Source organism: Mesorhizobium sp. M0491, assembly GCF_040321265.1.
Classification (GTDB): Bacteria; Pseudomonadota; Alphaproteobacteria; order Rhizobiales; family Rhizobiaceae; genus Mesorhizobium.
The window spans coordinates 39,584-58,040 of record NZ_JAMYRE010000028.1 but is presented as its reverse complement, the minus strand read 5'-3'; the positions used below and the strand labels follow the sequence as shown (position 1 = coordinate 58,040).

The window sequence follows — 18,457 nt, the reverse complement described above, 5'->3', positions numbered from 1 at the left end:
GGGCGCGGGAGTTGCCCGCGCCGCGCCAGAACAAGGAAGTGACGCATGAACGGACAGAATATCCGCATCCGCCTTAAGGCGTTTGACCACCGCGTGCTCGACGCCTCGACGAAAGAAATCGTGTCGACGGCCAAGCGTACCGGTGCAAACGTCCGCGGCCCCATTCCGCTGCCGACGCGGATCGAAAAGTTCACGGTCAACCGGTCGCCTCACGTCGACAAGAAGAGCCGCGAGCAGTTCGAGATGCGCACGCACAAGCGTCTGCTCGACATCGTCGATCCGACCCCGCAGACGGTCGATGCTTTGATGAAGCTCGATCTGGCCGCCGGCGTCGACGTCGAGATCAAGCTCTAAGGGAATGAGAGCGCGGTAAGGGGCGGTGCCCCTGGCCCGGAACTCTAAAGGAATTGAACCGATGCGTTCAGGTGTGATTGCAAAGAAGGTGGGAATGACCCGCATCTATAACGATGCCGGGGAACATGTTCCCGTCACCGTTCTCCTGATGGAGAACTGCCAGGTCGTGGCCCAGCGCACGCAAGAGAAGAATGGCTACACCGCCGTTCAGCTCGGCGTTGGCCTTGCCAAGGTGAAGAACACGTCGAAGGCGATGCGCGGCCATTTCGCGACCGCTTCCGTCGAGCCGAAGGCGAAGGTCGCCGAGTTCCGCGTCTCCGCCGACAACATGATCGATGTCGGCGCGGAGATCACCGTCGAGCACTTCGTCGCCGGCCAGAAGGTCGATGTGACGGGCACGACGATCGGCAAGGGTTTTCAGGGCGTCATTAAGCGCCACCACATGGGCGGTGGCCGTGCGACGCACGGTAACTCGGTTTCGCACCGTACGCACGGTTCGACCGGCCAGCGCCAGGACCCGGGCAAGGTGTTCAAGGGCAAGCATATGGCTGGCCACATGGGCGACACCCGTGTCACCACGCAGAATGTCGAGATCGTATCGACCGACGCCGACCGCGGCCTGATCCTGATCCGCGGTGCGGTTCCCGGATCGAAGGGCGCCTGGATCCTGGTCCGCGATGCGGCCAAGGTGGCACTGCCGGCCAATGCGCCGAAGCCTGCCGCGATCCGCGCCGTTGCTGCCGAAAGTGGCGCCAAGAACGAGGCTCCGGCCACAGAGGGAGCGGAATAATGGATCTCAAGATCACAACGCTGGGCGGCAAGGACGCCGGCAAGGTGGAACTCTCCGACGAGATTTTCGGCCTTGATCCGCGCGAAGACATCCTGCAGCGCGTCGTGCGCTGGCAGCTTGCCAAGAAGCAGCAGGGCACGCACAAGACCAAGGGTCGCGCCGAGATCGCGCGCACCGGCGCCAAGATGTACAAGCAGAAGGGTACGGGCCGCGCCCGTCACCATTCGGCACGCGCTCCGCAGTTCCGCGGCGGCGGCAAGGCCCACGGCCCGGTCGTTCGCAGCCACGAGCACGAACTGCCGAAGAAGGTTCGTGCTCTCGGCCTCAAGCATGCTCTCTCGGCCAAGGCCAAGAGCGCGTCGATCATCATCATCGACGAGCTGAAGCTGACCGAGGCCAAGACGAAGGCGCTGATCGCGAATTTCGCGACGCTGGGCCTGACCAACGCTTTGCTGATCGGCGGCGCCGAGCTTGACAAGAACTTCAAGCTGGCGGCGACGAACATCCCCAACATCGACGTGCTGCCCATCCAGGGCATCAACGTCTACGACATTCTGCGCCGCGGCACGCTGGTCCTTTCGAAGGCCGCCGTCGAGGCTCTCGAGGAGCGTTTTAAATGACCGACCTTCGTCATTACGACGTGATCGTCTCGCCGGCGATCACCGAAAAGTCGACCATGGCCTCCGAGCAGAACAAGGTCGTCTTCAACGTCGCCAAGAAGGCGTCGAAGCCGGAAATCAAGGCCGCCGTCGAAGCGCTGTTCGGCGTCAAGGTGATGGCCGTGAACACGCTTGTCCGCAAGGGCAAGATCAAGCGCTTCCGTGGCACGGTTGGCCGCCAGAGCGACGTCAAGAAGGCGGTTGTGACGCTGGCCGATGGTCAGTCGATCGACGTCGCGACGGGTCTCTGAGCAAGGCCGCGAGGACAGAACAATGGCACTGAAAAAATTCAACCCGGTAACGCCCAGCACACGTCAGCTGGTCATCGTCGACCGCTCGGGCCTCTACAAGGGCAAGCCCGTCAAGGGTCTGACCGAAGGCCTGACCAAGTCGGGCGGCCGCAACAATCATGGTCGCATCACCGCCCGCTTCATCGGCGGTGGTCACAAGCGTTCGTACCGCATCATCGACTTCAAGCGCCGCAAGTTCGACGTCGTCGGCACGGTCGAGCGCATTGAGTACGATCCGAACCGCACCGCCTTCATCGCGCTGATCAAGTATGACGATGGCGAGCTGTCCTACATCATCGCTCCGCAGCGTCTGGCTCCCGGCGACAAGATCGTGTCCGGTGAAGCGGTCGACGTGAAGCCGGGCAATGCGATGCCGCTGGCTTCGATGCCGGTCGGCACCATCGTCCACAACATCGAGCTGAAGCCGGGTAAGGGCGCTCAGGTCGCCCGTTCGGCAGGTGGTTATGGCCAGCTGGTCGGTCGTGACCAGGGCATGGCGATCCTGCGCCTCAACTCGGGCGAGCAGCGTGTCGTTCACGGCTCCTGCATGGCCACTGTCGGCGCCGTGTCCAATCCGGACCACGGCAATATCAATGACGGCAAGGCCGGTCGCACGGTTTGGCGTGGCAAGCGCCCGCACAATCGCGGCGTGACCATGAACCCGGTCGACCATCCGCACGGCGGCGGCGAAGGCCGCACCTCGGGTGGCCGCCATCCGGTTTCGCCCTGGGGCAAGCCGACCAAGGGCAAGAAGACGCGGTCCAACAAGGCGACCGACAAGTTCATCCTGCGCTCGCGCCATCAGCGCAAGAGCTAAGAAGAGGTAACGCCAAGTGACTCGTTCGATTTGGAAAGGCCCCTTCATTGACGGCTACCTTCTCAAGAAGGTGGACAAGGTTCGTGAAGGTGGTCGCAATGAGGTGATCAAGATGTGGAGCCGTCGCTCCACCATCCTGCCGCAGTTCGTCGGCTTCACCTTCGGTGTCTACAACGGCCAGAAGCATGTTCCCGTTTCGGTGAACGAGGACATGGTCGGTCACAAGTTCGGTGAATTCGCTCCGACCCGGACCTATTACGGTCACGGCGCGGATAAGAAGGCGAAGAGGAAATAATCATGGGCAAGGCCAAAGCTCCGCGCAGGCTTGCTGATAACGAAGCGCGCGCCGTATTGCGCACGATCCGTATCAGCCCGCAGAAGCTCAACCTCGTTGCCGCGCTGATCCGCGGCAAGAAGGTCGCGACAGCGCTTTCCGATCTCGAATTCTCGGCCAAGCGGATTTCCGGCACGGTCAAGAAGACGCTGGAATCGGCAATCGCCAACGCGGAAAACAACCACGACCTGGATGTCGATGCACTGATCGTGGCGGAAGCCTATGTCGGCAAGTCGATCGTCATGAAGCGGTTCCATGCCCGTGGTCGCGGTCGCGCCAGCCGTATCGAGAAGCCGTTCTCGCACCTCACGATCGTCGTTCGTGAAGTCGAAGAAAAAGGGGAGGCCGCATAATGGGCCAGAAAGTCAATCCGATCGGTCTTCGCCTCGGCATCAACCGCACCTGGGATTCGCGCTGGTTCGCGAACACCGGCGAGTACGGCAAGCTGCTGCATGAGGACATCAAGATCCGCAAGTATCTCGAGAAGGAGCTCAAGCAGGCTGCCATCTCGAAGGTCGTGATCGAGCGTCCGCACAAGAAGTGCCGCGTCACCATCCACGCCGCGCGCCCGGGTCTGATCATCGGCAAGAAGGGCGCCGACATCGAGAAGCTTCGCAAGAAGCTGATGGAGATGACGAAGTCCGAGACGCACCTCAACATCGTTGAAGTGCGCAAGCCGGAAATCGACGCGACCCTGGTCGCCCAGTCGATCGCCCAGCAGCTCGAGCGTCGTATCGCGTTCCGCCGCGCCATGAAGCGTGCCGTTCAATCGGCGATGCGCCTCGGTGCCGAAGGCATCCGCATCAACTGCGCCGGCCGCCTCGGCGGCGCCGAGATCGCGCGCATGGAATGGTATCGCGAAGGCCGCGTGCCGCTGCATACGCTGCGTGCGGACGTCGACTACGGTACGGCCGAAGCGCACACGGCTTATGGCATCTGCGGCGTCAAGGTCTGGGTGTTCAAGGGCGAAATCCTTGAGCATGACCCGATGGCTTCGGAGCGTCGGGCCAGCGAAAGCGATGCAGCGCATGGCGGTGGTGGTGATCGCGAACGCGGTCGTCGTCGCGAAAACGCCTGAGACATTTAGGAATTTGGAGTTAGAACGATGCTGCAGCCAAAGCGCACAAAGTTCCGCAAGCAGTTCAAGGGCCGTATCCATGGTACCGCAAAGGGCGGCACCAACCTGGATTTCGGTGGTTTCGGGCTGAAGGCGCTTGAGCCGAACCGCGTCACCGCACGTGAGATCGAGGCGGCCCGCCGCGCGATCACGCGTGAAATGAAGCGCGCTGGTCGCGTCTGGATCCGTATTTTCCCGGACGTGCCGGTCACTTCGAAGCCGACCGAAGTCCGCATGGGTAAGGGCAAGGGTGCGGTCGACTACTGGGCGGCGCGCGTCAAGCCGGGCCGTATCATGTTCGAGATCGACGGCGTCAATGAAGAAACCGCCCGTGAGGCACTGCGTCTCGGCGCGGCCAAGCTCTCGGTCAAGACGCGCTTCGTGCAGCGCATCGCAGAATAAGGACGGGCTGATCATGAAAGCCGAAGACATCCGGACCAAGACCCAGGACCAGCTGACCGACGACCTGGCCAGCCTGAAGAAGGAGCAGTTCAACCTGCGCTTCCAGAAGGCCACCGGCCAGCTCGAGAAGACCGCGCGCGTGAGACAGGTCCGTAAGGATATTGCGCGTATCAAGACCATCGCTGCGGAAAAGTCCGCGGCTAAGAAGGCTTAAGGACGAAAACCATGCCAAAGCGCATTCTGCAGGGCACCGTCGTCAGCGACAAGAACGAGAAGACGGTTGTCGTCAAGGTCGAACGGCGCTTCACGCATCCCGTGATGAAGAAGACCGTGCGCATGACCAAGAAGTACAAGGCGCACGACGAGAACAACGCCCACAAGGTAGGCGATCAGGTGTTCATCCAGGAATCGAAGCCGATCTCCAAGGACAAGCGCTGGATCGTCGTGTCTTCGGACCAAGCCTGACCTCGGGCGTAAACAACGAATTTTGGACAGACCGGGGAGGGGCTTTGAGCCCATCCCGTTAGAAGAGAAGAAGGCGGCCAGTCATGATTCAGATGCAAACAAACCTCGACGTCGCGGATAATTCCGGCGCCCGTCGTGTCATGTGCATCAAGGTGCTGGGCGGCTCGAAGCGGAAATATGCTTCCGTGGGCGACATCATCGTGGTGTCGATCAAGGAAGCCATTCCGCGCGGCCGCGTGAAGAAGGGCGATGTGATGAAGGCGGTCGTGGTTCGCACGGCCAAGGACATCCGCCGCCCGGACGGCAGCGTGATCCGTTTCGACAAGAACGCGGCCGTTCTCGTCGACAACAAGAAAGAGCCGATCGGCACGCGTATCTTCGGACCGGTTCCGCGCGAACTCCGCGCCAAGAACCACATGAAGATCATCTCGCTCGCGCCTGAAGTGCTGTAAGGAGCCGGACCAATGCAAAAGATTAGAAAAGGCGACAAGGTCGTCGTGCTGGCCGGCAAGGACAAGGGCCGTTCGGGCGAAGTCCTCTCGGTGCAGCCGAAGGAAGACACCGCGCTGGTGCGCGGCGTCAACATGATCCGCCGTCACCAGAAGCAGTCCCAGTCCCAAGAGGGCGGGATCATCACCAAGGAAGCGCCGATCCAGCTGTCGAACATCGCGCTGGCCGACCCCAAGGATGGCAAGCCGACCCGCGTCGGCTTCATCTTCCAGAAGGACGGCAAGAAGGTGCGCGTCGCCAAGCGCTCGGGAGAAGTCATCAATGGCTAAGGCTCAAACCACGAAGCCCAAGGCTGAAAGCAAACAGTCCAAGGCTCAGAACACGCCGCGCCTCAAGCAGGTCTACAACGAGACCATCCGCAAGGCGCTGCAGGAACAGTTCGGCTACGACAACGAGATGCAGGTTCCGCGCATCGACAAGATCGTGCTGAACATGGGCGTTGGCGAAGCGACCGCCGATTCGAAGAAGCCTTCGATCGCGGCCGAAGACCTGGCGATGATCGCCGGCCAGAAGGCCGTCGTCACCCGCGCCCGCAACTCGATCGCCGGCTTCAAGGTCCGCGAGAAGATGCCGATCGGTGCCAAGGTCACGCTGCGCAAGGAACGCATGTACGAGTTCCTCGACCGCCTCGTGAACATCGCACTGCCGCGTGTCCGCGACTTTCGCGGACTGAATCCGAAGAGCTTCGATGGCCGTGGCAACTACGCCATGGGCATCAAGGAACACATCGTGTTCCCGGAGATCAACTACGACAAGGTTGATCAGATCTGGGGCATGGACGTCATCGTTTGTACGACTGCGAAGACGGACGACGAAGCCAGGGCATTGCTCAAGGCCTTCAACTTCCCCTTCCGCCAGTAACGGCAGCGAGAAAAGGAAAAATCTGAAATGGCAAAGACCAGCTCAGTCGAGAAGAACAACAGGCGCCGCAAGCTTGCCGACCAGTACGGTCCCAAGCGGGCTGCGCTCAAGGCGATCATCATGGATCAGTCCAAGCCGATGGAAGAGCGTTTCCGCGCTCAGCTGAAGCTTGCCGCCATGCCGCGCAACTCGGCCAAGATCCGCATCCGCAACCGCTGCGAAGTCACCGGCCGTCCGCGCGCCTACTATCGCAAGCTCAAAGTATCGCGCATCGCGCTTCGTGATCTCGGCAATAACGGCCAGATCCCGGGCCTGGTCAAGTCGAGCTGGTAAGGAGGACATAACATGTCATTGAGCGATCCTCTCGGCGATATGCTGACCCGCATCCGCAACGCGTATGGCCGCAAGAAGTCGAGCGTTTCGACGCCGGCTTCGCGTCTGCGCACCCGCGTCCTCGACGTGCTGAAGGCTGAAGGCTATATCCGCGATTACAGCCAGACCGACTTCGACAACGGCAAGTCCGAAATCGAGATCGAGCTGAAGTATTTCGACGGCGCGCCGGTCGTGCGCGAAATCGCCCGCGTCTCGAAGCCAGGCCGCCGCGTCTATGTTTCGGCCAAGTCGATCCCGCAGGTCGCCAACGGCCTCGGCATCGCCATCCTTTCGACACCGAAGGGCGTGATGGCCGACCATGAAGCACGTGAACAGAACGTCGGCGGTGAGATCCTCTGCCAGATCTTCTGATCTGGCAGTTGACCGCAAAGTGGAATCCGGTCTTCGGATCGTTCCCGAAGACAGAGACCTGAAACAAGAGAAGTGACGAGGACAACAAAATGTCTCGTATTGGAAAGAAACCCGTTTCGCTGCCGCAGGGCGTGACCGCGACCGTCAACGGCCAGACCGTGACGGCGAAGGGCCCCAAGGGTGAGCTGAAGTTCGTGGTGAACGACGAAGTGCTGGTCAAGATGGAAGGCAGCGAGATCGCTGTCCAGCCGCGCGACCAGACCAAGACCGCCCGCTCCAAGTGGGGCATGTCGCGCACGCAGATCGTCAACATCCTGCAGGGCGTCAAGGACGGTTTCGAGAAGAAGCTCGAGATCACCGGCGTCGGCTATCGCGCGGCACTTCAGGGCAAGAACCTGCAGCTGGCGCTTGGCTTCAGCCATGACGTCGTCTATGAGACGCCGGCCGGCATCACCATCACGGTGCCGAAGCCGACCGAAATCACCGTGGCCGGCATCGACAAGCAGCAGGTCGGCCAGGTTGCGGCCGAGATCCGCGAGTATCGTGGTCCGGAGCCCTATAAGGGCAAGGGCGTCCGCTATGCTGGCGAGAAGATCGTCCGCAAGGAAGGCAAGAAGAAGTAGTGGGCCTGGCCTCGAAAAGTCCAAGACTTTTCGGAAAAGGCCAAGCTGGGAAGTGTAACGCCGCGGGGAGCGGTCGCGGGAGGCGCTTTCGCCTACCGCATATGGCGGCCCCCGTTTTTTGAAGGCAAGGAAGACCATCATGGGTACCAAGGAATCCACGCAGCGCCGCGCGCAGCGCGTCCGCCGTCAGATCAAGAAGGTCGCCGGCGAGCGCCCGCGTCTGTCGGTCCACCGCACGTCGAAGAACATCTACGTGCAGGTCATCGACGACGCCAAGGGCCACACCATCGCTGCCGCTTCGACGCTCGAGAAGGACCTCAAGGGTTCGCTCAAGACCGGCGCCGACACCGCCGCCGCCGCCGCGATCGGCAAGCTGATCGCTGAGCGCGCCACCAAGGCCGGCGTCAAGGAAGTCGTCTTCGACCGCGGCGCCTACATTTATCACGGCCGCGTCAAGGCGCTCGCCGAGGCTGCCCGTGAAGGTGGCTTGAGCTTCTAAGCATAGTCCCGAAAAGTTGCAGACTTTTCGGATAGGGATTATGCGAAGAAATTGATTTCGCCCCCGGTGACCCACAGAGGCACCGGATCTTATCAGCAACCGTGCTTCCGGAAAAAAACAAGGAACAGGATATGGCACAGGAACGTAGGGATGGCGGCCGCGGCCGCGATCGTGAAGAACGCGATGACGGCATGGTGGACAAGCTCGTCCACATCAACCGCGTCGCCAAGGTCGTCAAGGGCGGCCGTCGCTTCGGTTTTGCAGCACTCGTCGTCGTCGGCGACCAGAAGGGCCGCGTCGGCTTTGGTCACGGCAAGGCGCGCGAAGTGCCGGAAGCCATCCGCAAGGCAACTGAATCGGCCAAGCGCGACATGATCTTCGTGCCGCTGCGCTCGGGCCGTACGCTGCACCATGACGTCGAAGGACGCTGGGGCGCCGGACGCGTGCTGCTGCGCGCCGCCAAGCAAGGTACCGGCATCATCGCCGGTGGCCCGATGCGCGCTGTCTTCGAGACGCTCGGCATGCATGACGTGGTCGCCAAGTCGATGGGTTCGTCGAACCCCTACAACATGGTTCGCGCCACCTTCGACGCGCTGAAGAGCCAGATGCATCCCAAGGATGTGGCTGCTGCTCGCGGCATCAAGTATTCGACCCTTCAGGCCCGCCGCGGCACCGCCGTTGCGGCTGAAGAATAGTCGATCTGACCAGGGATTTTGACCATGGCCAAGAAAGCAACCAAGACCATCACCGTTGAGCAGATCGGTTCGCCGATCCGCCGTCCGAAGGAACAGCGCGCAACGCTGGTCGGCCTCGGCCTCAACAAGATGCACAAGCAGCGCACGCTGGAAGATACGCCCTCCGTGCGCGGCATGATCGCTGCCGTCCAGCATCTCGTCCGCGTCGTGGACGAGGGCTGAGCCAGAGCGCAGGAGAACTCAGATGAAACTCAACGATCTGCGTGACAAGGACGGCGCGACGCACTCCAAGAAGCGTCTCGGCCGTGGTATCGGCTCCGGCTCCGGCAAGACCGGCGGTCGCGGCGTCAAGGGCCAAAAGGCGCGCTCCGGCGTCGCCATCAACGGCTTCGAAGGCGGCCAGATGCCGCTCTACCGGCGCCTGCCGAAGCGTGGCTTCAACAACATCTTCGCCAAGAGCTTCACCGTCGTGTCGCTGGCCCGCATTCAGGTGGCCATCGACGCCAAGAAGCTCGATGCCAAGGCGACCGTGACGGCTGAATCGCTGGTTGCCGCCGGCGTCATCCGCCGCGTCAAGGACGGCGTGCGCATCCTCTCGGACGGCGAGATCAAGGCGAAGCTCGCCTTTGACGTCGCCGGCGCCTCCAAGGCCGCGATCGAAAAGATCGAAAAGGCCGGCGGTTCGGTCAAGCTGCCGCAGGAAAAGGCAGCCGCCGAGTAACGGCAATTTGAAGCGCGATCGGCAAGAGTGGGATCCGTTTTTGCTCACGATTGCGCTTTGATCTGCTCAACGAGGCGGCCGCGTCAACGCGGCCGCTTGCATGTTTAGAGCCCGGAGCTTATCTCGTGAGCTTCGGTGAAACGCGCCGCCTGACCTCAGGGCCATCAAGCGTTACCAAGCGGAGAATCAGGCATGGCTTCGGCTGCTGAACAATTAGCCTCGAATCTGAATTTCTCGGCCTTCGCCAAGGCGGAGGATTTGAAGAAGCGCATCTGGTTCACGATCGGCGCGCTGCTCGTCTATCGCCTCGGCACCTACATCCCGCTTCCTGGTATCAATCCCGACGCCTTCGCCCAGGCATTCTCTTCGCAGAGCAAGGGCGTGCTTGGCATGTTCAACATGTTCGCCGGCGGCGCCGTGCAGCGCATGGCGATCTTTGCGCTCGGCATCATGCCTTACATCTCCGCGTCCATCATCATGCAGCTGATGACCTCGGTCATCCCGTCACTGGAAGCGCTGAAGAAGGAAGGCGAACAGGGCCGCAAGGTCATCAACCAATACACGCGCTACGGCACCGTGCTGCTTGCGCTGGTTCAGGCCTATGGCATTTCTGTCGGTCTGGAAGGCGGCAACGGCATCGTCAGCGATCCCGGCATGTTCTTCCGCATCTCGACCGTTGTCACGCTGGTCGGCGGCACCATGTTCCTGATGTGGCTGGGCGAGCAGATAACCGCGCGCGGCATCGGCAACGGCATTTCGCTGATCATCTTCTCCGGCATCGTCGCCGGCCTGCCGCACGCCATCTCCGGCACGCTGGAGCTTGGCCGCACCGGCGCGCTGTCGACCGGCCTGATCCTGGCGATCATCGTGCTGGCCGTCGTCGTCATCGCACTCATCGTGTTCTTCGAGCGCGCCCAGCGCCGCTTGCTGATCCAGTATCCGAAGCGCCAGGTCGGCAACCGCATGTTCCAGGGCGATACCTCGCATCTGCCGCTGAAGCTCAACACGTCGGGTGTCATTCCGCCGATCTTCGCCTCGTCGCTGCTGTTGCTGCCGGCCACCGTCGCGGGTTTCTCGCAGACGACCAACATGCCGGCCTGGGCAAGCACCATTCTGGCTGCACTCGGACATGGCCAGCCGCTCTACATGGCATTCTATGCGGCGATGATCGCGTTCTTCGCTTTCTTCTACACTGCGATTGTCTTCAACCCGAAGGACACCGCCGACCAGCTCAAGAAGCATTCAGGCTTCATCCCGGGTTATCGTCCGGGCGAGCGCACCGCCGATTACATCGATTACGTTCTCACCCGCATCACCGTCGTCGGCGCCATCTATCTGGTGCTGGTGTGCCTGCTGCCGGAGTTCCTGATCTCGGCGACTGGCGTACCATTCTACCTTGGTGGCACATCGCTTCTGATCGTGGTCAGTGTCACGCTCGATACGGTTGCGCAGATTCAGGGCCACCTGATTGCGCACCAGTATGAAGGCCTGATCAAGAAGTCGAAGCTGCGCGGGGGGAAGAAAGCCAGATGAGGTTGATATTGCTTGGGCCGCCAGGAGCGGGCAAGGGGACGCAAGCACAAAGACTGGTAGAAAAACACGGCATACCCCAGCTCTCGACGGGCGACATGCTGCGTGCTGCCGTCCAGGCAGGCACCGAAGTCGGCAAGCGCGCCAAGGCGGTGATGGATGCCGGTGAACTGGTGTCCGATGCGATCGTCAACGCGATCGTCGCCGAGCGTATCGATCAGCCCGACTGCGCCAAGGGGTTCATCCTCGACGGCTATCCGCGGACCCTGGTGCAGGCGGATGCGGTCGAGCAGATGCTGTTGGATCGCTCCCAGGCCCTCGACGCCGTCATTGAGCTCGTGGTCGACGACAAGGCTCTGGTTGGCCGGATCGTCAAGCGCGCCGACGAGGCGCAGGCAGCCGGCCTTCCCGTTCGCAAGGACGACAACCCGACCGTGTTCGAAGAGCGCCTGAGGGAATATTACAAGAAGACGTCGCCGCTGATTGGCTACTACTATGCCAAGGGCAAGCTCCGCAGTGTCGACGGCATGGCCGATATCGACGCGGTGACGGAACAGATCGAAGCGGTGCTCAAGGACGCAGTGCGGGGAAATTAACGATTGCACTTGACGGAGGCGGTTCGCTGCGGTATGGCGGCCCGTCTTCCTATCAGGCATGAGCTTTGCTTGTCCGCAAGGGCAAGGCAGCCGCATTGAACTGGAAACTCCCGCATGGGCCGGCCTCCACCGGACGCGGGGCAACTTAAGACAGCGCCGTGCCCGCCTCGTTTTTGAGGATTGGCCGGCCCACATGGAGAAGGGAAGAACATGGCTCGTATAGCCGGCGTCAACATTCCGACCAACAAGCGCGTTGTCATTGCGCTTCAGTACATTCACGGCATTGGCAAGCGGTTCGCCCAGGAGATCGTCGACAAGGTCGGCATCCCGGCCGAGCGCCGCGTCAACCAGCTGACCGACGCGGAAGTGCTGCAGATCCGCGAAACCATCGACCGCGATTACCAGGTTGAAGGCGACCTGCGCCGCGAAGTCTCTATGAACATCAAGCGGCTCATGGACCTCGGCTGCTACCGCGGCCTGCGTCACCGCCGCTCGCTGCCGGTCCGCGGCCAGCGCACGCATACCAATGCGCGCACCCGCAAGGGCCCGGCCAAGTCGATCGCCGGCAAGAAGAAGTAATTTGTTAGGGGAAAAAGGGAGTAGGGGAGTAAGGCAGTAGGGAATGCCCATCAATCGGGCCGCACTTTTCCCTACTCCCTTACTGCCCTATTCCCCTACTCCCTTACGAAGGTGGAGCCGCTGGCATTACGGCGGTGTAGAGATCAACTGAAAGGACTATCATGGCCAAGGAAGCCGCTCGTGTTCGCCGTCGCGAACGCAAGAATATCTCGTCGGGCGTTGCCCACGTCAATTCGACCTTCAACAACACGATGATCACCATCACCGACGCGCAGGGCAATTCGATTGCCTGGTCGTCGGCCGGTGCCCAGGGCTTCAAGGGTTCGCGCAAGTCGACCCCGTTCGCTGCCCAGATGGCTGCCGAGGATGTTGCCAAGAAGGCCCAGGAACACGGCATGCGCATGCTCGAAGTCGAGGTCTGCGGGCCCGGCTCCGGTCGTGAATCGGCATTGCGCGCCCTGCAGGCCGCCGGCTTCACCATCACGTCGATCCGTGATGTGACGCCGATCCCGCACAATGGCTGCCGCCCGCGCAAGAAGCGTCGCGTCTAAGCATTTATCGAACGCCGCGCGAGCGCCCTTGGGCGCTCCTCCGCGGCATTCCAGGTCGCCCGCCACGATTGGATGGTGGCGGGTCAACGGAAGGAAAGCATCATGATCCAGAAAAATTGGCAGGAACTGATCAAGCCGAACAAGATCGAGTTCTCGTCGAAGAAGAAGACGCTGACCACGCTGGTCGCGGAGCCTCTCGAGCGTGGCTTTGGCCTGACGCTGGGCAACGCGCTGCGCCGCGTGCTTCTGTCTTCGCTGCGCGGTGCGGCTGTTACCGCCGTGCAGATCGACGGCGTTCTGCATGAATTCTCGTCCATCGCCGGTGTGCGCGAGGACGTGACCGACATCGTCTTGAATATCAAGGAAATCGCCATCCGCATGGAAGGCGATGGTCCCAAGCGCATGGTCGTTCGCAAGCAGGGACCGGGTGCTGTTCTTGCCGGTGACATCCAGACGGTTGGCGACGTCGAGATCCTCAACCCCGACCACGTCATCTGCACGCTGGACGAAGGCGCTGAAATCCGCATGGAATTCACCGTCGACACCGGCAAGGGTTACGTGCCGGCCGACCGCAACCGCGCCGAAGACGCGCCGATCGGCTTGATCCCAGTCGACAGCCTTTATTCGCCGGTCAAGAAGGTCTCCTACAAGGTCGAGAACACCCGCGAGGGTCAGGTTCTCGACTATGACAAGCTGACCATGACGATCGACACCGACGGTTCGATCACCGGCGAGGACGCGGTGGCTTTCGCCGCCCGCATCCTGCAGGACCAGCTCGGCCTGTTCGTCAACTTCGACGAGCCGCAGAAGGAAGTCGCCGCCGAGGCCGTCACCGAGCTCGCCTTCAACCCGGCGCTGCTCAAGAAGGTCGACGAACTCGAGCTTTCGGTGCGTTCGGCCAACTGCCTGAAGAACGACAACATCGTCTATATCGGCGACCTGATCCAGAAGACCGAAGCCGAGATGCTCCGCACCCCGAACTTCGGCCGCAAGTCGCTGAACGAGATCAAGGAAGTCCTGGCGGCGATGGGCCTGCACCTCGGCATGGAAGTGCCGGACTGGCCGCCGGAAAATATCGAAGACCTCGCTAAGCGTTACGAAGACCAATATTGAGCATGAATTCCAAGGATCGGCGGCGTGGGCCGCTCGATCCGACGGTCATGCGGAAAACCATCAGAGGCCACGGCCTCTTGAACAACTGAAGAAGGAAAAGAGCCATGCGCCACGGTTTCAAAGGCCGTCGCTTCGCCCGAAGCATTAGCCATCGCAAGTCGATGTTCGCCAACCTCGCCGTGTCGCTGCTCGAGCACGAGCAGATCGTCACGACCTTGCCGAAGGCGAAGGACCTGCGTCCGATCGTCGAGAAGCTGGTGACGCTCGGCAAGCGCGGCGACCTGCACGCCCGCCGCCAGGTCATTGCGCAGATCGGCAATGAAGGCGTCGTCAAGCGTCTGTTCGATACCATCGCGCCGCGCTACGCCAACCGCAATGGCGGCTATCTGCGCATCATGAAGGCGGGCTTCCGTCACGGTGACAACGCCGCCATGGCTGTCATCGAGTTCGTCGATCGCGACGTCTCGGCCAAGGGCGCAGGCGACCGCGCTCGCATCGAAGCCGAAAGCGCTGACGCGGACGCCGCAGCCGCATAAGGCTCGGTTTTCCCAAATGACTTCAAAGGGGCCTGCGGGCCCCTTTTTTGTTTGCCGATGTTTGCTGTCCATCGGCCAGCGCCAGGTACTGGCTTCCGCTCAACAGCTTCCAATTGAATGCACCCGGTACCTCTTCAGTCTTCGGGTAGGGGTATGAATAGATACTGTCGAGGACGGCTTGAGAATCGATTTTCGCCATCGATTGCGATGGGGAGGAGACGTTCAAATAGGTTTCGGCGTCTTGGTTGCCGATGAAGTCGGCAGCCACATGAAAATGTATCTGAATCGGTCCGGCGCAGATGTTCATTCCGATGTCATGGCCGGACGTTGCGTAGAAAACCTTGGCCTGATCTGGAGTCCAAAGGCCGGCACCCAGGAACTCTGATGGCTTTGTCTTTCCGCTGAACCCGTCCAGGGAGACTGCAAAGCGAGTGGTGAGAGCCTCCAAATCGCCTTTGAGGTAACTGGCCTGCTCAATTTGAAACCAGTTCATCTGGCGAGGCGGCGTGATATCAAAGGAAATTTCGAGCTTTCCGAACGTCCAGTAATCTGGATCGACATGCTCAGGCGTGCCGAGCACTTCGACAATCTCGGCCATTGTCATGTCGGGGGAGATCGGCCCCAAGCTGCCGGTCTTCAAAAAGTCACGGAAAGACAGGAGTTGTTTTTTCATCAGGGCCACGAGGTTTTCGGTTTCAAGGTCAGCTGTAGCTGTTTTGCTGCCCAAAATAATCGGATTTCAGCGGCTTAGCCTTTCATTTTGCACAATCGTCGGGACAATGCCCCCGAACTTGCCTTGGAGGATTCGCGAATGCGCGCCAGAAGACTGCCCTTTGTTCTGCTTTTCGCCGTCATGGCGTTTGCGGCCGCACCGGTGGTCAGGCAGGCATTGGCCGAGGAGACCAAGACCGATCCCGGCCTGTCCGATGTGCTGACCGACCTGCTGCATGGCGTCGAAGGCGAAAACGCCACGGCTGGTCCCGACAAGCGTGTGCCGTTCGGCCGCGAGGAGGTGCAATTGTCCTTTGCGCCGCTGGTCAAGCAGACAGCGCCGGCGGTGGTCAACGTCTATGCCTCGCAGACCGCCAAGGTCACGTCGCCTTTCGACGGCGATCCGTTCTTCGAGGAATTCTTCGGCCGCTCGCAGCCGCGTGCGCAGTCTTCGCTGGGCTCCGGCGTGCTGGTCGATCCGACCGGCGTCGTGGTCACCAATTACCACGTCATCAAGGATGCCGACCGGGTCAAGGTGGCGACGGCGGACGGACGCGAGTTCGACAGCAAGGTGCTGCTCAAGGACGAGACACTCGACCTAGCCGTGCTCAAGATCACCTCGGACAAGCCGTTTCCGGTCATCGCCATCGGCGATTCCGACGCGCTTGAGGTCGGCGACCTGCTGCTGGCCATCGGCAACCCCTTCGGCGTCGGCCAAACCACCACCAGCGGCATCGTCTCGGCACTGGCCCGCAGCCATATCGGCGTGTCGGATTCCAGTTTCTTCATCCAGACCGACGCCGCCATCAATCCGGGCAATTCCGGCGGTGCGCTGATCAACATGGGCGGCCAGCTGGTGGGCATCAACACCGCCATCTACAGCCGCAGCGGTGGTTCGATCGGCATCGGCTTTGCCATTCCCTCGAACATGGTTCGCGCTTTTGCCGACGCGGCCAAGGCCGGGCTCGACTTCTTCGAGCGGCCCTATGTCGGCGCCGAGTTCGAAGCGGTGACGCCGCAGATCGCCGAATCGCTCGGCATGGAGAAGCCGACCGGTGCGCTGGTCTCGTCGGTCGAAGCGACCGGTCCGGCCGCCAAGGCAGGGCTCAAGCCCGGCGACGTGGTGCTGCAGCTCAACGGCAAGCCGGTCGAGAGCATCGAAGCGCTGGACTACCGGATGGCGACGCTGTCGATCGGCACCACCGCCAATTTCGCGGTTTTGACCAAGGGCCAGCAAGCGGCGATGGATATAGCGCTGGAGCGTGCTCCGGAAGGCATGAAGGCTGCCGAGGTGACGCTGCATGGCCGCAGCCCGTTTTCGGGCGCCAAGGTCGCGGAGCTGTCGCCCCGGCTCGCGCAGCGGCTTGGCCTGCGCACGGACATCAAGGGCGTCACCGTGGTCGACATCAACCGCGATTCTCCGGCCGCCGATTTCGGCTTCCAGCCGGGCGACATCGTGCGTGAGGTGAACGGCACCACCATCGATACCGCGGCGACCCTGGAGCTGGCGGCCAAGACGGATACGCGCTGGTGGCGCTTTACCGTCGAGCGTGGCGGGCAGATAATGCGTCAGGTGTTGCGTTATTAGGGCTGGTTCCGTGCATTCGGGCTCATGCTCCAACGAAAAAGAAGTGCATGGCCGATCTGTTCAGCGTCGATGAACCGGAAAAGACCCCGCCTGGGCGGCCGCTGGCCGACAGGCTGCGGCCGAGAAACCTTGGCGAGGTCGTCGGCCAGGAGCATCTGACCGGCCCTGACGGCGCGCTGACCCGGTTGATCGGTTCCGGCTCGCTCGGCTCGATGATCTTCTGGGGGCCGCCCGGCACCGGCAAGACCACCGTGGCGCGCCTGCTTGCCGGCGAAACCAGCCTGGCCTTCGAGCAGATATCGGCTGTCTTTTCCGGCGTCGCCGACCTGAAAAAGGTGTTCGAAGCGGCCAAATTGCGCCGCACCAATGGCCGCCAGACCTTGCTGTTCGTCGACGAGATACATCGCTTCAACCGTGCCCAGCAAGACAGCTTTCTCCCGGTCATGGAGGACGGGACAGTCGTGCTGGTTGGCGCTACGACCGAAAACCCGTCCTTCGAACTGAATGCCGCTTTGTTGTCACGCGCGCGCGTTCTGGTCTTCCATTCGCTTGGCGAGGAGAGCATCTCCAAGCTGATGACGCGGGCGGAGGAGACCGAGGGCAGGGCGCTGCCGCTCGATGACGAGGCGCGGACCATGCTCATCCGCATGAGCGATGGCGACGGCCGGGCCTCGCTGACGCTCGCGGAAGAAGTCTGGCGGGCAGCCAAACCCGGCGAGGTCTTCGATCCCGAGGGACTGCAGCGCATCGTCCAGCGCCGCGCGCCGATCTACGACAAGGGCCAGGACGGCCATTACAATCTGATCTCGGCGCTGCACAAATCGGTACGCGGTTCAGACCCTGACGCGGCTCTCTACTATCTCGCACGCATGTTCGATGCGGGCGAGGATCCGCTCTATCTAGGCCGCCGGCTGGTGCGCATGGCCATGGAAGACATCGGCCTTGCCGACCCGCAGGCGCTTGTCGTCGCCAATGCCGCCAAGGATGCCTACGACTATCTTGGCTCGCCCGAGGGCGAGCTGGCTTTTGCCGAGGCCACCGTCTATCTCGCCACCGCGCCCAAATCCAACGCCGTCTACAACGCTTTCAAGGCCGCCACACGGGCCGCCAAGGAACACGGCTCGCTGCTGCCGCCCAAGCACATCCTCAACGCGCCGACCAAGCTGATGAAAGCGGAGGATTACGGCGCCGGCTATCGTTACGACCATGACGAGCCGGATGCCTTTTCCGGGCAGGATTATTTTCCGGAGAAGATGGGCCGCCAGACCTTCTATGATCCGCCCGAGCGCGGCTTCGAGCGCGACATCAGGAAGCGGCTCGACTATTGGGCGAAGCTGCGCAAGGAGCGGGAATAGCGGGTTTGCGTGAGGCC

Annotated in this window: 30 protein-coding genes; 29 read left to right on the top strand and 1 reads right to left on the bottom strand. The window is 61.7% G+C overall.

Annotated features, from left to right (window positions below; all coding sequences use genetic code 11):
* The first annotated feature begins 45 nt into the window (after positions 1-45).
* The 27 genes from rpsJ to rplQ all read left to right on the top strand — a co-directional run bounded on the left by rpsJ (position 46) and on the right by rplQ (position 14,786).
* On the top strand, positions 46-354 hold the full coding sequence (rpsJ, locus tag NKI69_RS28935; RefSeq protein ID WP_010909272.1) for a 30S ribosomal protein S10: 309 nt from the start codon (positions 46-48) through the stop codon (positions 352-354).
* 61 nt (positions 355-415) lie between these two features.
* Entirely contained in the window at positions 416-1,144 is a 729-nt protein-coding gene (gene rplC / locus NKI69_RS28930; protein WP_013531422.1) for a 50S ribosomal protein L3, read from the top strand.
* Positions 1,144-1,764 carry a 50S ribosomal protein L4 gene (gene rplD / locus NKI69_RS28925; RefSeq protein WP_013531423.1) on the top strand — a complete coding sequence of 207 codons (621 nt, stop codon included), beginning with the start codon at positions 1,144-1,146 and terminating at the stop codon, positions 1,762-1,764. Before rplC ends, rplD begins: the two co-directional genes overlap by 1 nt.
* Positions 1,761-2,054: a 50S ribosomal protein L23 gene (locus NKI69_RS28920; protein WP_013531424.1), complete on the top strand. Its 294-nt coding sequence runs from the start codon at positions 1,761-1,763 to the stop codon at positions 2,052-2,054. The genes rplD and NKI69_RS28920 overlap by 4 nt, the downstream gene beginning before the upstream one ends.
* A 22-nt stretch (positions 2,055-2,076) precedes the next feature.
* Positions 2,077-2,910 carry a 50S ribosomal protein L2 gene (gene rplB / locus NKI69_RS28915; protein ID WP_027026960.1) on the top strand — a complete coding sequence of 278 codons (834 nt, stop codon included), beginning with the start codon at positions 2,077-2,079 and terminating at the stop codon, positions 2,908-2,910.
* Between the two features lie 16 nt (positions 2,911-2,926).
* Complete coding sequence (rpsS, locus tag NKI69_RS28910) at positions 2,927-3,205, top strand: 30S ribosomal protein S19 (protein ID WP_006205463.1); 279 nt, start codon at positions 2,927-2,929, stop codon at positions 3,203-3,205.
* A gap of 2 nt (positions 3,206-3,207) precedes the next feature.
* On the top strand, positions 3,208-3,597 hold the full coding sequence (gene rplV, locus NKI69_RS28905; RefSeq protein WP_006205462.1) for a 50S ribosomal protein L22: 390 nt from the start codon (positions 3,208-3,210) through the stop codon (positions 3,595-3,597).
* Positions 3,597-4,322, top strand: coding sequence for a 30S ribosomal protein S3 (gene rpsC / locus NKI69_RS28900; protein WP_013531426.1), 726 nt, complete (start codon positions 3,597-3,599; stop codon positions 4,320-4,322). The genes rplV and rpsC overlap by 1 nt, the downstream gene beginning before the upstream one ends.
* A gap of 27 nt (positions 4,323-4,349) precedes the next feature.
* Positions 4,350-4,763, top strand: coding sequence for a 50S ribosomal protein L16 (gene rplP / locus NKI69_RS28895; protein WP_013531427.1), 414 nt, complete (start codon positions 4,350-4,352; stop codon positions 4,761-4,763).
* A gap of 13 nt (positions 4,764-4,776) precedes the next feature.
* Complete coding sequence (gene rpmC / locus NKI69_RS28890) at positions 4,777-4,977, top strand: 50S ribosomal protein L29 (RefSeq protein WP_006205459.1); 201 nt, start codon at positions 4,777-4,779, stop codon at positions 4,975-4,977.
* An 11-nt stretch (positions 4,978-4,988) separates the two neighbouring features.
* Positions 4,989-5,228, top strand: a complete 240-nt coding sequence (gene rpsQ, locus NKI69_RS28885) for a 30S ribosomal protein S17 (RefSeq protein WP_010909280.1) — start codon at positions 4,989-4,991, stop codon at positions 5,226-5,228.
* 83 nt (positions 5,229-5,311) lie between these two features.
* Complete coding sequence (rplN, locus tag NKI69_RS28880) at positions 5,312-5,680, top strand: 50S ribosomal protein L14 (protein ID WP_006205457.1); 369 nt, start codon at positions 5,312-5,314, stop codon at positions 5,678-5,680.
* 12 nt (positions 5,681-5,692) lie between these two features.
* Entirely contained in the window at positions 5,693-6,007 is a 315-nt protein-coding gene (gene rplX / locus NKI69_RS28875; protein WP_013531428.1) for a 50S ribosomal protein L24, read from the top strand.
* Complete coding sequence (gene rplE, locus NKI69_RS28870; RefSeq protein WP_013531429.1) at positions 6,000-6,599, top strand: 50S ribosomal protein L5; 600 nt, start codon at positions 6,000-6,002, stop codon at positions 6,597-6,599. Before rplX ends, rplE begins: the two co-directional genes overlap by 8 nt.
* A gap of 27 nt (positions 6,600-6,626) precedes the next feature.
* Positions 6,627-6,932, top strand: coding sequence for a 30S ribosomal protein S14 (gene rpsN, locus NKI69_RS28865; protein WP_013895695.1), 306 nt, complete (start codon positions 6,627-6,629; stop codon positions 6,930-6,932).
* Between the two features lie 12 nt (positions 6,933-6,944).
* Positions 6,945-7,343 (top strand): 30S ribosomal protein S8, encoded by a 399-nt coding sequence (gene rpsH, locus NKI69_RS28860; protein ID WP_013531431.1) that lies wholly within the window; start codon positions 6,945-6,947, stop codon positions 7,341-7,343.
* Positions 7,344-7,432: 89 nt separating this feature from the next.
* Positions 7,433-7,966 carry a 50S ribosomal protein L6 gene (gene rplF, locus NKI69_RS28855; RefSeq protein ID WP_013895694.1) on the top strand — a complete coding sequence of 178 codons (534 nt, stop codon included), beginning with the start codon at positions 7,433-7,435 and terminating at the stop codon, positions 7,964-7,966.
* Between the two features lie 139 nt (positions 7,967-8,105).
* Positions 8,106-8,465, top strand: a complete 360-nt coding sequence (gene rplR / locus NKI69_RS28850; RefSeq protein ID WP_027038735.1) for a 50S ribosomal protein L18 — start codon at positions 8,106-8,108, stop codon at positions 8,463-8,465.
* 131 nt (positions 8,466-8,596) lie between these two features.
* A complete protein-coding gene (gene rpsE, locus NKI69_RS28845) occupies positions 8,597-9,160 on the top strand; it encodes a 30S ribosomal protein S5 (protein WP_006333394.1) in 564 nt (187 codons plus the stop codon).
* Between the two features lie 24 nt (positions 9,161-9,184).
* On the top strand, positions 9,185-9,382 hold the full coding sequence (gene rpmD / locus NKI69_RS28840) for a 50S ribosomal protein L30 (RefSeq protein WP_006205449.1): 198 nt from the start codon (positions 9,185-9,187) through the stop codon (positions 9,380-9,382).
* Between the two features lie 22 nt (positions 9,383-9,404).
* Complete coding sequence (gene rplO, locus NKI69_RS28835; RefSeq protein WP_013531434.1) at positions 9,405-9,881, top strand: 50S ribosomal protein L15; 477 nt, start codon at positions 9,405-9,407, stop codon at positions 9,879-9,881.
* A 192-nt stretch (positions 9,882-10,073) separates the two neighbouring features.
* Positions 10,074-11,414, top strand: coding sequence for a preprotein translocase subunit SecY (gene secY / locus NKI69_RS28830; RefSeq protein ID WP_023812083.1), 1,341 nt, complete (start codon positions 10,074-10,076; stop codon positions 11,412-11,414).
* Positions 11,411-12,007 (top strand): adenylate kinase, encoded by a 597-nt coding sequence (locus tag NKI69_RS28825; RefSeq protein ID WP_023812082.1) that lies wholly within the window; start codon positions 11,411-11,413, stop codon positions 12,005-12,007. Before secY ends, NKI69_RS28825 begins: the two co-directional genes overlap by 4 nt.
* Before the next feature lie 210 nt (positions 12,008-12,217).
* On the top strand, positions 12,218-12,586 hold the full coding sequence (gene rpsM / locus NKI69_RS28820; protein WP_013531437.1) for a 30S ribosomal protein S13: 369 nt from the start codon (positions 12,218-12,220) through the stop codon (positions 12,584-12,586).
* Positions 12,587-12,747: 161 nt separating this feature from the next.
* Positions 12,748-13,137, top strand: a complete 390-nt coding sequence (gene rpsK, locus NKI69_RS28815) for a 30S ribosomal protein S11 (protein ID WP_006205444.1) — start codon at positions 12,748-12,750, stop codon at positions 13,135-13,137.
* A 102-nt stretch (positions 13,138-13,239) separates the two neighbouring features.
* Entirely contained in the window at positions 13,240-14,250 is a 1,011-nt protein-coding gene (locus NKI69_RS28810; protein ID WP_023812081.1) for a DNA-directed RNA polymerase subunit alpha, read from the top strand.
* 104 nt (positions 14,251-14,354) lie between these two features.
* Positions 14,355-14,786 carry a 50S ribosomal protein L17 gene (rplQ, locus tag NKI69_RS28805; RefSeq protein ID WP_013531439.1) on the top strand — a complete coding sequence of 144 codons (432 nt, stop codon included), beginning with the start codon at positions 14,355-14,357 and terminating at the stop codon, positions 14,784-14,786.
* Positions 14,787-14,808: 22 nt separating this feature from the next.
* Here the strand turns inward: rplQ and NKI69_RS28800 are convergent, their stop codons facing one another.
* On the bottom strand, positions 14,809-15,513 hold the full coding sequence (locus NKI69_RS28800; RefSeq protein WP_352723007.1) for a hypothetical protein: 705 nt from the start codon (positions 15,511-15,513) through the stop codon (positions 14,809-14,811).
* An 84-nt stretch (positions 15,514-15,597) separates the two neighbouring features.
* Here NKI69_RS28800 and NKI69_RS28795 point away from each other — a divergent pair, with 84 nt between their 5' ends.
* Together NKI69_RS28795 and NKI69_RS28790 are read left to right on the top strand one after the other, a co-directional pair.
* Positions 15,598-17,085 carry a DegQ family serine endoprotease gene (locus NKI69_RS28795; RefSeq protein ID WP_352551987.1) on the top strand — a complete coding sequence of 496 codons (1,488 nt, stop codon included), beginning with the start codon at positions 15,598-15,600 and terminating at the stop codon, positions 17,083-17,085.
* Positions 17,086-17,132: 47 nt separating this feature from the next.
* Complete coding sequence (locus tag NKI69_RS28790; protein ID WP_352723006.1) at positions 17,133-18,440, top strand: replication-associated recombination protein A; 1,308 nt, start codon at positions 17,133-17,135, stop codon at positions 18,438-18,440.
* The last annotated feature ends 17 nt before the right edge of the window (positions 18,441-18,457 follow it).